Origin of the sequence: Aeromonas sp. 84A, assembly GCF_051919345.1 — a bacterium.
GTDB lineage: Bacteria > Pseudomonadota > Gammaproteobacteria > Enterobacterales > Aeromonadaceae > Aeromonas > Aeromonas veronii.
The window spans coordinates 2,988,910-3,006,731 of the sequence record NZ_JBQBEW010000001.1 but is presented as its reverse complement, the minus strand read 5'-3'; the positions used below and the strand labels follow the sequence as shown (position 1 = coordinate 3,006,731).

Here is a 17,822-nt window from a genome sequence, read left to right as displayed (position 1 = left end):
CGGATTATGATCCATTTATTGAAGCTGCAGTGGATTTATCGTCAAACGACAGAAATGGTCATATGAAGTCTGATAGACCTGTTAATAAAGGTGATGGAATTGGGTTCATCCAAATCTCATTTTATTAAAAAGGGCCTGTTAGATGCACAATCTTGTAAGTTATGGCCATTTTATGGCAATCATTGTCGAAAATAGCGAAAAGACCCTATTAGTCTGGTGCGGTATGATTATTGAACAGACAAGTACCCTGTAGGTACTGACGTTGTGGTTAAGGTTTTGCTGGAGGTTGTATGGCTGAGTTGCAAATTGAAAAGTCCACGGTGATCTCCCAACTCGAGGGCTCCGTGTTTGTCATCAGTGCAGATGGATCTGTCATACGAGCAAAGGTGGGGATGGCATTGCAGCCGGGGGATCGCCTGCAAGCTGCCCAAGGGGGCCACTTTCAACTAGCCAAGCCGGGCAGTGATCCTGCTGGTGAGCAAGATATGGCCGCCCAACCTGAGCCCACGACGCCTGCTGCTGATGGACAACCGACCGATCCGGAACTGGCCTCGTTGCAGGAGGCGATCCGTCAGGGTATTGACCCGACCGAATTGTTCCAGGAGACCGCCGCCGGTAACGCAGCCGCTGCCGGTAATATCGGTGGTGTAGCCGGTTCCAGCTCGGGTGGTTTTGTGGTGGTCGATCGTACCAACGATGCCACCCTGGCCGAGGCCGGTTTTGATACCGACCATGCGGTTCAACCTGTCGGCGATGAGCTGCTGTTTTCCGAAGAGCGCGATTTCTTTGCCGCCATCACCATCACTGAGCCCCAAACCAGCGACAACATTATCAACGCCGATGAAGCGGCTGGCGTCATCATTCGTGGTGTGGTGGATGATGTGGAGGTAGGCCAGCCAGTCACTGTGACCCTTATCGATCAGGCGGGCAATTCACTGACGGTGACGACAGTGGTGCTGCCCGGCCTGGTGTGGGAAGCCAATTTTGGCGATGTGACCGGCAAGTTGGTGGATGGCCCGTTGCAGATTGTGGCCAATACCCAGGATCAGGCGGGCAACAACGCCAGCGATACCGGACAGACTCTGCTCGATACCATCACCACCATTACCCTCGATCTCGCCGATGAGAGCGACACCGGCGCCAGCCAGATCGATGATCTGACCCGCGACAATACCCCGCTGCTGCAAGGGAAGGGGGAGCCCGGCGCCACCGTCACCCTGAGCCTTGGCGGCATCGTGCTCACCGTCCTGACGGTGGATGCCGCCGGTAACTGGCAATATCAGCTGCCGCAGACCCTGGCCGATGGCCAGTACCAGTTTCAGGTCAATTCCGTGGATATTGCCGGCAACCGTGCCAGCGATACCCTCGTTATCAATGTCGATACTCAGGCATCTATCGACATCGATGATCTCGATACCACTGCCCTGTTTGGCAACAGCAGCGCCACCCTGAGCGGCTCCACCAGCAATGTGGAAGCGGGTCAGAGTGTCATCATCACTTTGGTCGACAGCAATGGCCAGCCGCTGTTGACCACCTCGGCACTGGTGGGGGCCGATGGCCGCTGGCAGGTATCAGGTCTTGATCTCTCCGGTATCAATCAATCCTTTGAAGTGCGTGCCAGTGTCACCGATCTGGCGGGCAACAGCGCCAGCGATGGGGCACCGCTGATAGGTCAGAGCGAGACTCTGACGCTCTCCGAAGCCGGATTGGCCGGTGGCCCGATCTCCGCGACCGGCAGTCTAAATACCGGTGCTGGCCTGGATGGCAATCTGCAAGTCCAGTTCGCCGCTGATCAGAGTGCCTTGGAAGGGCTGGGGCTCGTCAGCCATGGCGCGCCTCTTGGCTACACCATCAACGGTCAGACCCTGACCGCCAGTGCTGGTGGGGCGACTGTCTTCACCCTGACCCTCAACAATGACGGCAGCTACCGCATCGTCTGGAGTCAGAGCCTGGATCACGGTCAGGACGCGTTGCGCCTGCCGTTCAACCTCGAATATCGCGACAGCGACGGCGATCTGGTGAAGGCGCCGCTGGTGATCAATCTGGTGGACAGCAATCCGCCCAGCTTCGAGATCCCGGCCATTCCTCTGACTGAAGATGCCTTTACCAACGGCGCCGCCGTGGTGGGCGAGAGCAGCTTTGTGGTCAAACACACCGCCGATCCTCTGCTGGTGGATTCGTTGGTGTTCAGTAATCAGAGCAACACCCTGACTACCCTCAACGGCTCGGGTCTTGCCAGCGATGGTCATCCGCTGACCTTTGAATTTGCCGATGATCGCACCTTGGTGGGTTACTACCTGGATGGCAGTGGTCAACGAGTGGAGGTGCTGCGCGCCGAATTGAATGCGCAGCAGCAGGGCAGCGATCTGGCTGGTCGGGTGGTGGTCACCCTCACCGGCCCGCTCGATCATCAGGGTAGCGACACGCTTTCCCTCGGTTTGCAGGTAAGCGCCAACGAGATCGATGGCGACAGCACCAGTGCCAACCTGACCCTGACAGTCAATGATGGCAGTGATCCCGCATTGGGCATCGACAAGGGGGTCGCCCTGCAAGAAGGTGGCAACCAGAGCATCGATGGCCAACTGCCGGTGACGGTGGGCAGCGATCGTCTGGTCTCCCTCAACTTTGAGGCGAGCCAACCGGCGCTGGCGGGGCTCACCAGCCAGGGCAAGGCGACGAGTTACGAGGTTCAGGACAACCAGCTGATCGTCAAGGATTGGCAGGGCAAGGCAATCCTCACCGTTACCATCGGACTGGATGGCAAATACAGCGTCTCCCTGACCGGGGTGTTTGACGAACCGGAAGCGACCAACAGCCTCAATCTTGGCCTGAAGGTACAGGGTTCAGATTTTGACGGCGACAAGAGCAATCTCGGCACCCTCAATATCACCATTACCGATGGAGCCTTGCCGCAGGTTAATCCAGTCTCCCTCACGCTCACCGAAGATAGCAACTGGCAGCAGGGCCAGACCCTTGACGGTGATCTGACGATCACTGCGGGCAGCGATCCGCTGGCCAGCATCACTTTCGATGCCAATCAGCCGGGGCTGCAAGGGTTCACCTCGGACAAGCAGGCCGTGACCATCGCGGTGGCCGATCATCGTATCGAGGGACGTACCCCAGATGGCAAGCTGGTGTTTGAGCTGACCCTCGGTAACGATGGCAAATACAGTTTCACCCTCCATCAACCGCTGGATCAGGGCAGTGCCGACAGCCTGCTCAAGGCGGGCTTTACCCTGCTCGACAGCGATGGTGACAAGGTCTCCTCCACCATTACCGTGGCGGTGGGGGATGGTGCCAATCCGACCATCTCTGCCGTGACTGGCACCACCATCACCGAGATGGCGCAAGGGGAGACGGCTGCCGTCAGCACCATGAGTTTCTCGGTCGCGCACGGCAGCGATGTCCTTGACCCCAACTCTCTTGGTTTTGATATCGCCGCTATCCAGAGCACCCTGACCGGACTGACCAGCCACGGTAACCCGGTCACTTTCGCCGTTGATCCCGCAACCGGCCAGCTGGTCGGAACCGCCGGTGGGCAGGTGGTGCTGCGCGCCGAGCTGAGCCTGGTCGATAACAACGGTAACTGGAGCGTCACCGCCAAGGTCACCCTGAGCGGCGAGCTGGATCACAAGGGGAGTGAATCCCTCAACCTGCCGCTTGCCGTTACTCTGGCTGACAAGGATGGCGATCGCATCGGTACCACGCTGCCGCTCACCATCGTGGATGGCAAGGCCCCAAGCTTTATTCCGGGCACCGGTGTAACCCTGGATGAGGGGGACCTCACTGGCAGCAACAGCCTGAGCCAAACCGGTCACTTTGACGTGCAAGCCGGGTCGGATCGGGTGATCGAGGTGGCATTTGCCGATGGCAGCCAGCAACCGGCGCTCACTGCACTTGGCCAGCCCGTCAAATACGAGCTGGTTGATGGGGACTCCGCCATCCCCGGTAGCCAGCTGATCAAGGGTTATGTGATGGTGGATGGCCAGCGGATCGAGGTGTTCGAGGTCAAGCTGGTTGGCAGCCTCGATCAGGCGGGCAAGAACGGGTTTGACTATCAGGTCACCCTCTATCAGGGGCTTCATCAGGGCGGTAACGCCGTGACCGAGCTGCCCATCAAGGTGATCGTCAACGACTACGACAAGGCGGGCGGTAACAACGACAGCACCAGCGGCACCCTCAATATCCAGATTGGGGAAGGGGAGAAACCAACCCTCACCCTGACTGGCGTCACCTTAAGCGAAGGGCGTTTCGATGGCGCCAATTCTGCCACTGATGACCAGCAGACGAGCGGCAAGATCACCATCAAGGCTGACTCGGATCCGGTGACTGATGTGCGACTGACCCTCTCCGGTCAGGTCATGGATGCCAGCGGCAAGCCCATCACCCATAACGGCGAAACCCTGATCTGGAAAGCGGTTGGCACGGATGGTCACACCTTCCAGGCGGTGACCAGTGGTGGTCTGGTAGTGATGACGGTCTCCATCCCCACAGTGCCCGCCACCATCGCCGCTCACACCAGCGCAGAGATAGGTTATCAGGTAACGGTGCATACCAACCTGGATCACGGGGCAGACAACAAGCTGGAACTGAATCTGCCGGTCGAAGTCACCGACAGCGACGGCAGCAAAAATCAGGGCACCGCCACTGTCACGGTGACTGATGGCATCAACCCGATCATATCCGCCATTGAACCGGTTCGGGTCGAGGAGTCTGATCTCGATGCAGTGAACGGTCAGCATCCGGGGACCACACCTGCAGGGAGTGGAGAAACCGATAGTGGCAAGGTGACCATCACCGCCGGTTCGGATCGGGTTGCCTCCCTTGAGCTGGATGTGGCTGCATTCAATCAGGCCAATCACCTCATGTCGGGTGGCAAAGCGGTTACGCTGGCTCCACACAGCACCGGCTGGTATCTGGCTACGGCCGAGGGGGGCAAGCCCGTTTTCTGGGTCCACCTCGATGTTAACGGCAGTTACAGCGTTCATCTGGTAGGCCAGCTTGATCACGGTGCACAAGGCAAGGATGAGTTGACCATCGAAGTGCCGCTGTTTGTCACCGATCATGATGGCGATCGCAGTCCGAACGTCAGTGTGACCGTGACGGTACAAGATGACATGCCTATCGGCACTGTGCTGGCACATACCCTGAGCGAGGGGAGCAGTACCGTGACCGGCGATCTGCTGCCTACCGCCAATGAAGGTGCGGATGGTGCCCGCGTCGAGTCGATTACCATCAATGGCCAGACGTACGCCATCAATGGCTCTTTGATACAAGATGTGATGAGCCCCGATGGCAAGCAGGTGATGGGAACCCTTACCATCTCTGCCGATGGCTCCTACTCCTTCAATCCTGCGGCCGGTTTCAATCACGATGCAAGTCAGCTCAGCCAGGTGGTGACAGCCCATCTGGTCGATGGCGATGGCGATCGAGCAGACAGCACCCTGACCCTCAATCTGCAGGATGAAGCGGTGCGTTTTACCGTTAGCGCAGCCATTGGTAACGAAGATCAGGGGGCGCAAGACCCGAGGCTGGGTATCCCTATCAACATGCAGCTCGATATTGGCGATTTCGATCGCGGTGAGCATGTGGATCAGTTGCTTATCCAGGCGCCTGCCAATGCCCATGGCACCTTCTATTACAACGGCGTTGCCCTCACCACCACGGCTGATGGCAAGTGGTTTATCGTGCCGCCAGCGGCCATGGTGACCAGTGATAATGTTCACTACACCACTCAGGGGGTGACATTTGTGCCTTCAAGCAACTGGTCGAGCTGGAGCAATGGCGGTCAGCCGCTGCACTTCCAGGTGCAACTGCAGGTCGGTGTCACCGAAGGGGCGGCACCTGCGGCTGTAACGGGGGATCTGGCTGTGACGGTACGCGGTGTTGCCGACAAGCCGATGTGGGACACAGCCAACACCACTCGCCACTATGACACCAATGAAGACAGCACGGGTATCAAGCTGGACGTCAAGGCGAGCCTGACTGACACCGACAGCTCCGAGACGTTGACCTATCAGATCAAGCTGGAAGCGGGCAAGGGAACCCTGATGCTCAACGGTGTCGAGCTCAAGCCAAATAGCAATGGCATCTACACCGTTTCGGCAGGCAACATCAACAAGGTGATTGTGGTTCCCGGCAAGGATTTCAGTGGTGACATCAAGCTGTCGGTGACGCCGATCAGCACCGAGAAGAACCCGATCGCTCAGGGTCAGGGTACGGCGCAGGGAGACAAAATTGATCTGGTGATCAATGTCAATCCGGTGGCCGATGACGCCAAGCTCACCGTGCGTGACATTCAGGGCAAGGAAGACACCCTGCTCGATCTGGGCAGCAAGATTGCCCTTGCTCATCTGGGTGACAAACTCGATGGCTCCGAGCAAATGTTTGTCCGCATCAGTGGCCTGCCTGACGGTGCAACCTTGTTGCTGGGTGGTTCCGCCGTTGCACAGAACATAGCCGGTTACTATGAGGTTCCTTTTGATCGGATTGGCGAACTCAAGCTGCAACCGCCGAAAAACAGCAACGTCGATTTCGACCTGACCATCAAGGGGGTGGTGAAAGACACGGCGACCTTGACCGATGCCAGTGGCCAGACCCATACCGTGGTGAACGAGAAGGAGACGGGCTCCCAGACCCTTCATGTGGATCTGGTGGGGGTGGTGGATCAGCCTCACTTCGAGCTTGGCAATACCGGCTGGGAGGTCGAGGGGACAGGCTATGCCACCACAGTGGGCGAGGATGGGCGGGCACCGCTCAACTTTACCCTCACCTCGGGCGAGTGGGTCGATACCCCGCACGACACCTCCGAGAGCCTCAACGTGGTGCTGCAAGGGCTGCCGGAAGGTGCCCGGGTCTTTGATGCCAATGGCAGGGAGCTGACCCTCACCTTTGCCGGACTCGACGCCCATGGCAAGCCGACCTATCAGGTCGATGTCTCCGATTTTGGCAACCTGTTTATTCAGCCGCCCCATAACAGCACGGCGGATTTGAACCTGATCGCCAAGGTGGTGGTGACCGAGAACGATGGCGACCACAAGAGCTTCGATGTGCCGCTGCATATCAAGGTGGAACCGGAGATTGACGTCACCGACTACAGCAAGACCAGTCATGGCCTGGAAGATCAGTTCACAGTGCTGGACTGGCATCCGACCCTTACTGACGGCGCCGAGAAGGTCACGGCGCTGAGTCTCTCCGGGGTGGAGGATGGCTACCAGATCTGGCTGCGAGTCGGCGGCTTGGAGAGCCAGCTGACCGTGGTGGCTGGCAAGGTCACCCTGACTGCCGCCCAGCTCGACAGCCTGCTCAACGGGGGGCAACTGCTGGTGAAGGCGCCGGAGGATAGCGATCGGGATACCACTATCCAGAGCCACGTCACCGTGACCCAGCATGATGTGGATTCGGGCGCGGTGGCCGAGAAGGTGATCGATGGCAATCTGCATGTCGATATCCAGGCCGTGGTGGAGCCCGATGGCGTGCTGACCCAGAGCGGTGGAGCTCTCGTGGGGCAGAGTGGGGCTGATATAGACCTGAGTGGACGCTTCGTCTTTACCGACCTCGATCCCTCGAGCGTGGAGGAGATCGACTATCTGGTGATCAACCTGCCGGTGTTGAACGGTGGTGCAGGCGATCAGTTTGTGGTGGTTGGCGGTATCAACAACGGTAACGGCAGCTGGATCGTGCCGGCGGGCAATCTCGGTAGCTTCAAGCTGCATGCGCCGGACGGGTTTGTCGGCAAGGTCGAACCGATCCGCATCGATGCCATGGTGATCGACCGGGGCGATGATGGCGATGCCAGCGCCCATGTCAAAGTGAGCCTGGAAACCAGTGCCGAATTTGAAAACAAGCCAGTGACGCCCAAGACGCCGGCGGCGACTGTCGATATCGACGACAACGCCGTACTGGTGGGCAAGGAGGATATCCGGGTTGATTTTGGTCAGCAGCTCAAAGGCGTGATCCATATCGGCGCCGCCGATCAGGCCAGCGACGAGGTGACCATTGTCCTCAAGGGGTTGCCAGCAGGCGTCACCATCAGCGGCGCCGAGTACAACATCTCGACCGGTGAGTACGTCATCAAGGTGCCGCCGTCACTGGCGGGCCTGGAAGGGTTGACCCTCGGCTTGCCACAGGACTTTGCCGGTTCGCTCAATATCGAGGTGAAGGTGGTGAATACCGATACCGCCAGTGGCGATATCAAGGTCGACAGCAGCACGGTTAGGGTCGATGTGGCCCCCGTGGTCGATGTGAATGGTGGTCGTGGCGAGCATCCGGAACTGACACTGACCGTGCAGGACACCAATCAGGACGGGCAGCCGGACAATCTGGAAGATAGCGAGATCCACCTCGATCTCTCGGTGAAACTGGCCGATATCAGCCCCTCCATCTCCAATGGTGGCCTCGAAACCGTGGAGCGGGTCACCATCACGGTGGATGCCAAATATGGCTACTTCCTTGATGGCAGTGGCAAGCCGGTCAACACCTTGGTGGTCAACGATGTGGCAGCCCTCAAGGACTTGGTGTTTGTGCCCAAAGAGCACTTCAGCGGTCAGGTACCGCTCGACATCAAGGTCGATATCGTCGATACCGCGCTGGTCGGCGGCCAACAGGTGACTGACAGCGGCAGCTGGAGCGGACAGGTCGGCTTTGAGGTGAGACCGGTCAACGATCCGGCCCAGCTTTCGGTGCACAGCGTCACGGGGAGCGAGGATGGCACGGTCAACCTTGCCGGATTTGGCGCTACCCTAATCGATAGCGATGGCTCGGAGCAGATCGTCGCGCTACAGATCAAGGGGGTACCGGATGGCTTCACCCTGTCGGCTCCGGCGGTCAACAATGGTGGCGGCGTCTGGCAGATCCCGGTGGGGACCGATTTCTCCAAGCTGACCCTGATCCCGCCAGCTGATTTCAGCGGCACCGTGGAGCTGTCGCTGAGCGCCTTTACCTTGGACAAGGGGCTCACCATCCCGCTCGAAACCAGTGGCAGCTTTACCGTCACCGTCAATCCGGTGGGGGATGCCCTTATCGCCGACATTCAGGGTCAGGCGAGCGGTACCGAAGGGGATGTGATTACTCTGGATCTGGGGCTGGAGACCCGGGATACCCAGCCAACCGGCGGCAGTGCAGGTAATGTGCATGAGAACAAGCCCGAGCAGGTACGGGTCACCATCGAAGGGGTGCCTGATGGCGCCGAGATCCGCTTGCCAAATGGCGTGGCGGGGACGGTTGTTGATCTGGGTGGCGGTCGCTGGCAGGTCACTACCGAGGGCGGCAAGCTGGGTGCGGTCGAGCTGGTGACCAATGATGCCAACGGTGCACTGGATCTCAAGATCACCGCCCAGAGCCTCGACAACGGCGCCCTTGGCCCCGAGGTCAATGGCACCATCCATGTGGATGTAAGCCCGGTCAACGATGCGCCAATCAACGTATTGCCAACGACCCCTCAGGTCGCGCAGGAAGATCAGCCTTTTGTCATCCACGGTTTGCAGGTGAAAGATGTGGATGCGGGCAACAGCCCCATCAAGATCACCCTGTCGGTGGAGCATGGCACCTTGACGCTGCCTGCTGGCAGCGGCGTGACGGTGGTCGGCAACGGCACCGGTTCGCTGGTGCTGACCGGCACGCTGGCCGATCTCAATGCCTTGCTCTCTGGCGGGGTCACCTATCAGGGCAACAGTGATTTCTACGGCAATGACGCCCTGACCATGGTCACCAACGATCAGGGGAACACGGGTAGTGGCGGGGCACTCAGCGATACCGATGTGCTGCCTATCGAGGTGCAGCCGGTCAACGATGCCCCGGTCAATCAGCTGCCTGGCAGCATGACGGTGAAGGAGGATGGCTCCCTGTCGCTATCCGGTGTCAGCGTGAAGGATGTGGATGCAGGCAGTGCGCCTGTCTCCATGGTGCTGTGGGTCGAGCATGGTGTACTGACCTTGCTGGGTGCAACCGGTGCAGTGATGGTGCAGGGGGCGGGTACCAGCGAGATCACCCTGGTGGGGTCGCTGGCCGATCTCAACCAGTTGCTGGCAAGTAACCTGCACTATGAACCGGCCAAAGATTTCTGGGGAGAGGATACCCTTACCGTTACTACCTCCGATCAGGGCAACAGCGGTGCGGGCGGTTCTCTGAGCGACACCGATCAGGTGACCATCACGGTCACTCCCGAGCCGGATATGCCGGGTCTGACGGTGGATCAGCATGCGTTCCATGCCTTGCAGGGGGCCGTTATCCCCCTTGGCATCAATGCCAGCGTGGTCAATCCGGCCACCGGCGAGCTCTCCATCCGCATCAGCGGCCTGAATGGGGCGCAGGTGCAGGACGAGCATGGTCAGATCGTTGGTCATGCCGATGGCAATGGCGACTGGCTGATCCCGGCCGATCACTCGGTTCCGCTCTACTTCAGCGGTTTTGGCGACGGTGACCATGTGCTGGGGATCAGTGCCGAGTCGAGTATCGGCGGCTCAACCGTCAGCACGCCCCTTGAGACCATCACTGTGCACGGCCAGAGTGGTCATGAGCTGGTCGGTTCCGATCAGGGGGATTGGCTGTTTGGCTCCTCCGGCGATGACCGTCTATTGGGGGGGCATGGCAACGACATTCTCACCGGTGGGGCTGGCAGCGATCTCTTCGTTTGGCAGCACGGGGACGAGGGGAGTCAGGGGCAGCCCGCCATCGATACCATCACCGACTTCCATCCGGAACAGGGGGACAAGATCGATCTGGCTGATATGCTGCAAGGGGTCACTGGCAATGGTGTCGATGATCTGCTCAAGCATCTCTCCGCCTCGGTGACCACAGGGAGCAATGGCCTGAGCGATGTGAATCTCTCGGTTTCCCCCGCGGGTGATGGCCAGATAACTCAGCAGATCACCCTGAAGGATGTGGATCTAACCAGCTGGAATCTCACCAGCACCTCGTCCCACGATATCCTGCAGAGCATGCTGGAAGATCAACATAGCCTGATCATCCAGCACCCCTGATAGCGAGCGTGAAGCTTAAAAAAGAAGAGCCGGCAATTGCCGGCTCTTTGTTTATCTCTGCGTGGATTGTTTTTATGTGGCCGCAAGGGCCGGAGTAGTCAGGCCAGCGCCTGGGCCAGCAGGTGGATCGGATGTTCACAGCGGAAGCTGGTGCTCATCTCGATCTGCCATTTGCAGGTTTCGCAGTCGGTGATCACCAGATCGGGGGAGAGGCGGTTGATTTGATCAAACAGCCCCTCGCCGATGGTCTGGCTGGTCTGGTAGTTTTCGGACTTGAAGCCGTAGGTGCCGGCGATGCCGCAGCACTGGGACTCCAGCACCGTCACCTTGACCCCGGGAATGGCGCGCAGCAATTCGAGGGTGTAGATGACGCCCCCCATCTTCTCCATGTGGCAGGGGGTGTGGTAGGCGATGTGCAGATTGAGCGGCTTCATCGCCGGTTTGTTGCCCTTGTAGAACTCGTTCCACAGGAAGCGGGTCACCAGCGAGATGCGATCTCGCACCTTGTGGTTGTCCTGCTCCAGCAGGTGGGGGTATTCGTCCCGCAGGGTAAAGCCGCAGGTGGAGGAGGTAGCCAGCAGCGGCATCTCGTTGCCCAGCAGGGAGTTCTCCATCTGCTTGATGTTGAAGGCCGCCTGCTGCTTGGCCTTGTCCATAAAACCGTTGGCAATCAGCGGCACGCCGCAGCACTTCTCCCGCTCCAGCAACTGCACGCCGATGTTCATGGCGTTGAGCACCTGCACCAGCTCCTTGCCAAGCTGCGGGTGGTTGTAGTTGACATAGCAGCCGTGGAAGTAGGCGATCTGCCGCGCAAAGCGGGCCTGAGATTCTTTTTGCTTCTTGTACCAGCCGCGGAAGGTGCCCTGGGAGTATTTGGGCAGGTCGCGGTGGGATGAGACCCCCAGCGCCTTGTCCAGCACCAGCTTCATCGGCTTGAGGCCGGTGGTGAAGTTGACTACCGGGGCCATCAGGGTAGACATGCTGCCCATCAGATCGGTGTGGGAGAGCACGAACTCGCGGATCCCCGGTTTGAAGCCGCTGTATTGGTGCTTGGCCTTGGCGATGATGTCGCCGATGCGCACCCCGCTCGGGCAGGCCACTTCACAGCGTTTGCAGTTGGTGCAGTGCTTGAGGGCGCTGTCAAAGAGCTCGGGGCTCTTGATCCGCAGCCGCTCCCCATCCGGGCCAGCCTGTTTCGGGCCGGGGTAGGCAGGGTTGGCCTTGGCCACCGGACAGTAGGCGGTACAGACGGTGCATTTGATGCACTGATCGAAAGTTTGATTGGCGTGATCCAGTAGCATGTCAGTTCTCCTCCCGGCGATGATGAAGACACGGGATATGGGACGTAGTAATCATTGGGCCGCGCCCAGAATATGGCCGGCAGCCTGCCAGCCGGTGGCAACGGCAACGCCGGAGCCGGAACCTTCACGAATTGGGTCGTAATGGGCCAAGACACTGCCCGCGCCATAGAGGTTGGTGAGCGGCTTGCCGCCACGCAGCACTCTGAGCTTGTCGTCGGTCTTGACCCCGAAGCCCATGAAGGGGTGGTGGTCGAACAGGCGGCGACCGGCCCAGGCATCACGCTCCTCCAGACTCAGCACATCGGCATCGAAGATGGGTTCGCGAATGCCGCGCAGACGGGACTCCAGCCCGCGGCTGAAGAAGCTGCCGGAGGCAAGCACGAAGTTGTCCGCCTCGAACAGTTGATCATCGCCATTCTGGGTATGTACGCCGACCACCCGGTCACCTTCATAACGGGCGCCCAGCACCCGCTCGCTGGTGAGGAAGGTGCCACCAAGGGCCATAAAGCGGCGCTTGAGCGCCTCCTGCATCCGCATTCCGATCAGAGACGGCGGCATGGTGGCCACCTCCTTGATGGTGCAGCCTGTGCGCTGCTCCAGCTCCGCCAGACGCGGGCCAACCAGCCCCAGCGACATGCAGGCGGGCAGCACGATATGGCGGCAGTCGGGTACGCCGCTCTCCTGCACCATGCGGCTGATCTCGCGGGCCAGATCGGCCACCAGATGATGCTTGTCACAGAGGCGCGCGATATCGGCTGAGCGAAACTCGTGGGGGTTGCGGCTAAATTCCGCCAGCTGGGGCAGGCGGATTTCGCCGGTCAGAATGCGGCAGTGGGCAAAGCGCGGATGGGTCGCCAGATTGGCGGCCGCCAGTGCCGGATGAAAGTCGCGAAAGCCCTCGAGGGTGGCCAGCAGCAGTACATCCGGGATCGGCGCATCGGTCACGCAGGCACAAGTATCGGGGGAGAGCCAGGTGCGCTTGAGGGTACCGATGGGAGTCAGGCGCTGGTGATTGGTGTCGTGGCGAACCAGCGGCAATCCCTGCTCGGCGCAGTGGCGCTGCAGATCGGCCAGACTCGCTTCGATATTCTGCATTCCCACCTTGCTGTAGGGGTGATCCGGATGGGCAGCCATAAAGGCGGGCAGGGCGGCGCGGGGATCTCCCTCGCTTTCGAGCAGATCGACCGAGCCGGAGGAGAAGTGCAGGGCACTCTGGCCTGAGGCCATCAGCAGGGTTTTCTGGCCCGCCTCCACCAGCCGCAGGGCTGCCGAGAGTCCCGCCATGCCACCGCCGATAACGATATTGTCAAACTTCATGACGGCTCTCCTTGTGAGTGGTCTCGTTGGTTGAGCCTCGTGGGGTATCGGCAACCAGCTGCGGTGCCGTCCACTCCCCCAGGCCAAACAGCCCTTCGTAGATCCAGTAGGTGAACTCGGCCTCGCGCAGGGCATCGCCCCACAGGACGGGGCGGGTTCCCTTGTAACGCTCCTCGAGGAACTGGCGCAGCATGACGCAGGCCTGACGACCGTCCGCCTTGCCATACTCCTGCATCAGGCCGGCAGCGCGGTAGGCACACAGCTCGCCCTGACAGGGCCCCATTCCCAGACGGGTGCGGCGGCGCAGATCGATGAGGTTGTCCACATCCAGTTCGCGCAGGGCGTATTCGATTTCGCCCGCGGTGACCATTTCGCACTCGCAGATAAGGGCGTTGGCCTTGGGATTGTCACGGAAGAAGGCGATGACCCGCTCGCCGTGGCGGTATTGGGCGGAGCCTTCGACCGGCACCGAGAGACCGGGGGCGGAGACCTTTTCCGGATCCCGCGAGCCGGGCAGGCTCAGTTCGGCGGTCTGGCAGGGTGTGCTGTTGCCGAGTTTCTTGGCCAGCAGATCGGTGGCCCACTCCGCCATCAGACGGTAGGTCATCAGCTTGCCGCCGGTAATGGTGTTGAAGCCCTTGAGACCGTCGCGCTCGGCGTGATCCAGCAGCACGATACCGCGGCTGATGTTGCGGCCGGTGTCGTCACCGTCCACCGCCACCAGCGGGCGTACCCCGGCGTAGGCGCGCAGCAGGCGGGTGCGCGCCATGATGGGAGCGAGCTTGATCCCCTCGCGCAGCAACACCTCGACCTCTTCGGGCTCGACGGTGAGCTGGTCAATCTTGTTGTAATCGATGCGACTGGAGGTGGTGCCGATGAGGGAGATGGTATCGCCCGGCACCAGAATGTCCGCATCCGCCGGTTTGCGGGCGCGGTTGAGCACCAGCTGGTTGATCCGGTAATCCATGATGAGCAGGGAGCCCTTGGCCGGGAACATGCGGATGCCGAGATCGGCGTATTCGCAAATTTGCTGGCCCCAGATGCCGGCGGCGTTGATCACCTCCTGACACTCCACCTCGAACGCTTCGCCGGTGCGGGTATTGATCGCCTTGACCCCGTGTACCCGATCTTGCGTGCGCAGCAGCCCCAGCACCTTGCAGTGGGTGAAAATGCGGGCGCCGTGCTCTTTGGCGTCCAAGACGTTTGCGGCGGCGAGGCGGAACGGGTCGACCGTACCATCCGGTACATGGATGGCGCCGATCATCGCCGGGTTGGCGTTGGGCTCCATGCGCAGGGCTTCACCGGGATCGAGCTGGCGGGTTTCGATACCGGCCAGGGCGCAGGCATCCATAAAGGTGGTTTGGAAATTGATGTCATCTTCCGGCAGGGTGAGGAAGAGGCCGCCCGTGTCCTCGACGCAGTGGCTGGCGATCCGCTTGAGGATGCGGTTTTCCTGGATGCATTCGCGGGCGGACTCCTGATCCGTCACCGCGTAGCGGGCACCGGAGTGGAGCAGGCCGTGGTTGCGACCGGTGGTGCCGGCGGCGATATCATCGCGCTCGAGCAGGATGCAGTCGATGCCGCGCAGTGCGCAATCGCGCATGATGCCGGCCCCTGTGGCACCGCCGCCTATGATGACGACTTGTGTAGTTATTCTTTTCATTGTTGCCCGTCTCATCTCTTCCAGATGAGGCCAGTGTGGCCTACTTCTGAGTGGAAATGTTTGATACGGGCCAAATTTGCGCTCGCAAACGCTCATTTGCTCGCGCGTTAATGAGCATTATGTGACATTTGTCACGCTTGTTATCGCAGCGGTTAATGGGCTGGTAGCGAATGGCAGGCACAAAAAAGGGGCATCGGATGCCCCTTGTCACTGTTTGACGAGTCTGGTGGGTGTGTGATGCGTCAGCCGCAGCACTTCTTGTGCTTTTTGCCGCTGCCACAGGGGCAGGGATCGTTGCGCCCCGCCTTGAGGGGCGCCGGATCCTGCTCTCCCTCGGTGTAGACCCAGCGCCCCTGATAACGCACGAAGCGGGAACGCTCATGGAGGTAGTGACGCTCATCCCCTTCCAGAAACCAGGCTTTGAACTCCACCATCCCGGTTTCATCCTCCGGGCCGCCCTGGCTGGCGATGATCTCGAGACCATCCCAGCGGGTGTCGATGCGTGAAAGCTCTTCGGCGGTGAGACCGCCAAGGTGGGCCGGGTGCCAGCTATGGACCAGATATTCCCCCAGACCAAGCACAAAAGCGCTGTAGCGCGAGCGCATCAGCTGTTCCGGGGTGTCAGCCACAGCGCCACTGTGACGTGAGCCACAGCACAATTCGAGAGAAAGGGTTGAGCCGCAAGGACAAAGATTCATGATTTTCACGTTCTGGCCGATTTGTTTAAGGGAATTGTAACGAAAGCTGGGCTCGCCCTGCCAGCACCTATACTGATGAGTAAGCAAGGAATTCCAATAAAAACAGCTGCAAGGATGTGAAAGATGACGCTAAAGCAGAAAATCCTGTTACTGGGTGCAGTCCCCGTACTGTTGATGGCCCTGGTGGTCAATCTCAGTAACTACATGGTCTCCAAGCGCGATCTGGAGTCTGATCTGGTGGTGGCGAGGGAAAATGCCATCAAGGAGCGTAAAGCGCTGCTCAGCAGTTACATCATGATGGCCAAAACCGCCGTCGATGCCGTGTATTCCCTGCCGGATTCTCCGGAAAATCGTCAAAAGGTCAAAGAGTTGCTCAGGCCGCTGCGTTACAGCAGTGACGGCTACTTCTTTGTCTATGACTTCGAGGGCAACACCATACTGTTGCCGGTGCGTACCGAGCTGGAGGGGAAAAACCGCTGGAACGACAAGGATGCCAAGGGCAAATTGCTGATCCAGGAGATCCTTAAATCGGCACGTCAGGGGGATGGTTTTACCGAATACTGGACGGCCAAGCCCTCCATCGGTCGCGATGCTCCCAAACTGGCCTTTACTCTGGTGCTGGACAAATACCAGTGGGCCATTGGCACCGGTTTTTATATCGATGATATCGACAACGAGCTGGCGGCCTTGCGGGCAGAGCGCGAGAGCAACATGCATGCCTCGTTGCAGAGCAGTGTGCTGGTGATCCTGCTGATCCTGGGTATCACCCTGGCGGCGACCGTCATTGTGGGCAACCGGGTCACCAAGCCGCTGGCGGATGCGGTACTGGCATTGAACGATATCGCCAACGGCGACGGGGATCTGACCCAGCGGCTCAAGGTGCAGAGCCAGGACGAGATTGGCCAGCTGGCCAGCGCTTTCAACCGCTTTGTCGAGCGGATCCAGTCGGTGGTGAGTCAGGTGGGCGAGACCAGCAACCACCTCTTTAGCGCGGTCGACAAGCTGCACCATCTGAGCGAACACTATGACCATCAGATGCAGGGCCACAGTCGCGAGACCGATCAGGTGGTCACAGCGGTGACCGAGATGAGCTCCACCGCGCAGGAGGTGGCTGCCAGTGCCTCCAATGCCGCGACGGCAACCAGCGATGCGGCCCGTGAATCGGACGCCGCCCGGGGTGTGGTGAGCGGGGCCATCAACAGTATCAACCGGCTGGTGGGGGAGGTGCATACCGCCTCCGGCGTTATCGAACAGCTGGCGCAAGAGACCGCCAAGATCGGATCGGTGGTGGAGGTTATTCGCGGCATTGCCGAGCAGACCAACCTGCTGGCGCTGAACGCAGCCATCGAGGCGGCCCGCGCCGGTGAGCAGGGGCGGGGTTTTGCGGTGGTGGCGGACGAAGTGCGTTCGCTGGCCGGTCGTACCCAACAGAGTACCAAGGAGATCAACGAGATGCTGCAACGTCTGCAGGGCGGGGTGAAGCAGGCGGTGGAGGTGATGCAGGCGAGCGAGGATCGCAGTCAGGAGACGGTGCAGGAGGCAAGCCATATCGCCAGCTCCCTCGACAGCATGGTGATGGCGGTCAGTACCATCAACGACATGAACATCCAGATCGCCACCGCCGCCGAGGAGCAGCACGCGGTCTCCGAGGAGATCAACAAGAACCTGGTGGCCATTCAGCAGATTGTCAGCGAGCTGACCAGCGCGGCGGTAGAGTCCAACAGCACCACCCGCGATCTGGCCAGTACCGGCGACAAATTGCGCAAACTGGTATCGCAATTCCGTTATTGATCTTGCAATGGTCCGTGACGGCAACCACAAGATGCGGCCTGACCCCCGGTTCAGGCCGCACTTTATTTGGGGA

The 17,822-nt window shown here is 60.0% G+C and carries 6 protein-coding genes; 2 read left to right on the top strand and 4 right to left on the bottom strand.

Annotated elements, in window-relative coordinates:
- Positions 1-290: 290 nt before the first annotated feature.
- On the top strand, positions 291-10,979 hold the full coding sequence (locus tag ACTG20_RS13695; RefSeq protein ID WP_194496328.1) for a retention module-containing protein: 10,689 nt from the start codon (positions 291-293) through the stop codon (positions 10,977-10,979).
- 98 nt (positions 10,980-11,077) lie between these two features.
- On the opposite strand, the gene glpC is transcribed toward ACTG20_RS13695, so the two are convergent.
- From glpC to ACTG20_RS13675, 4 genes are all read right to left on the bottom strand, one after another.
- On the bottom strand, positions 11,078-12,280 hold the full coding sequence (gene glpC, locus ACTG20_RS13690; protein ID WP_075115084.1) for an anaerobic glycerol-3-phosphate dehydrogenase subunit GlpC: 1,203 nt from the start codon (positions 12,278-12,280) through the stop codon (positions 11,078-11,080).
- A gap of 51 nt (positions 12,281-12,331) precedes the next feature.
- The gene (gene glpB / locus ACTG20_RS13685) at positions 12,332-13,597 is read right to left on the bottom strand and encodes a glycerol-3-phosphate dehydrogenase subunit GlpB (RefSeq protein ID WP_439987728.1); all 1,266 of its coding nucleotides are present in this window, start codon (positions 13,595-13,597) and stop codon (positions 12,332-12,334) included.
- Complete coding sequence (glpA, locus tag ACTG20_RS13680) at positions 13,587-15,260, bottom strand: anaerobic glycerol-3-phosphate dehydrogenase subunit A (RefSeq protein ID WP_194496330.1); 1,674 nt, start codon at positions 15,258-15,260, stop codon at positions 13,587-13,589. The genes glpB and glpA overlap by 11 nt, the downstream gene beginning before the upstream one ends.
- Before the next feature lie 242 nt (positions 15,261-15,502).
- Positions 15,503-15,958 carry a YchJ family protein gene (locus tag ACTG20_RS13675; RefSeq protein ID WP_194496331.1) on the bottom strand — a complete coding sequence of 152 codons (456 nt, stop codon included), beginning with the start codon at positions 15,956-15,958 and terminating at the stop codon, positions 15,503-15,505.
- A 123-nt stretch (positions 15,959-16,081) separates the two neighbouring features.
- Between ACTG20_RS13675 and ACTG20_RS13670 the strand changes: the two genes are divergently transcribed.
- Positions 16,082-17,749: a methyl-accepting chemotaxis protein gene (locus tag ACTG20_RS13670; protein ID WP_005352447.1), complete on the top strand. Its 1,668-nt coding sequence runs from the start codon at positions 16,082-16,084 to the stop codon at positions 17,747-17,749.
- Positions 17,750-17,822: the final 73 nt, after the last annotated feature.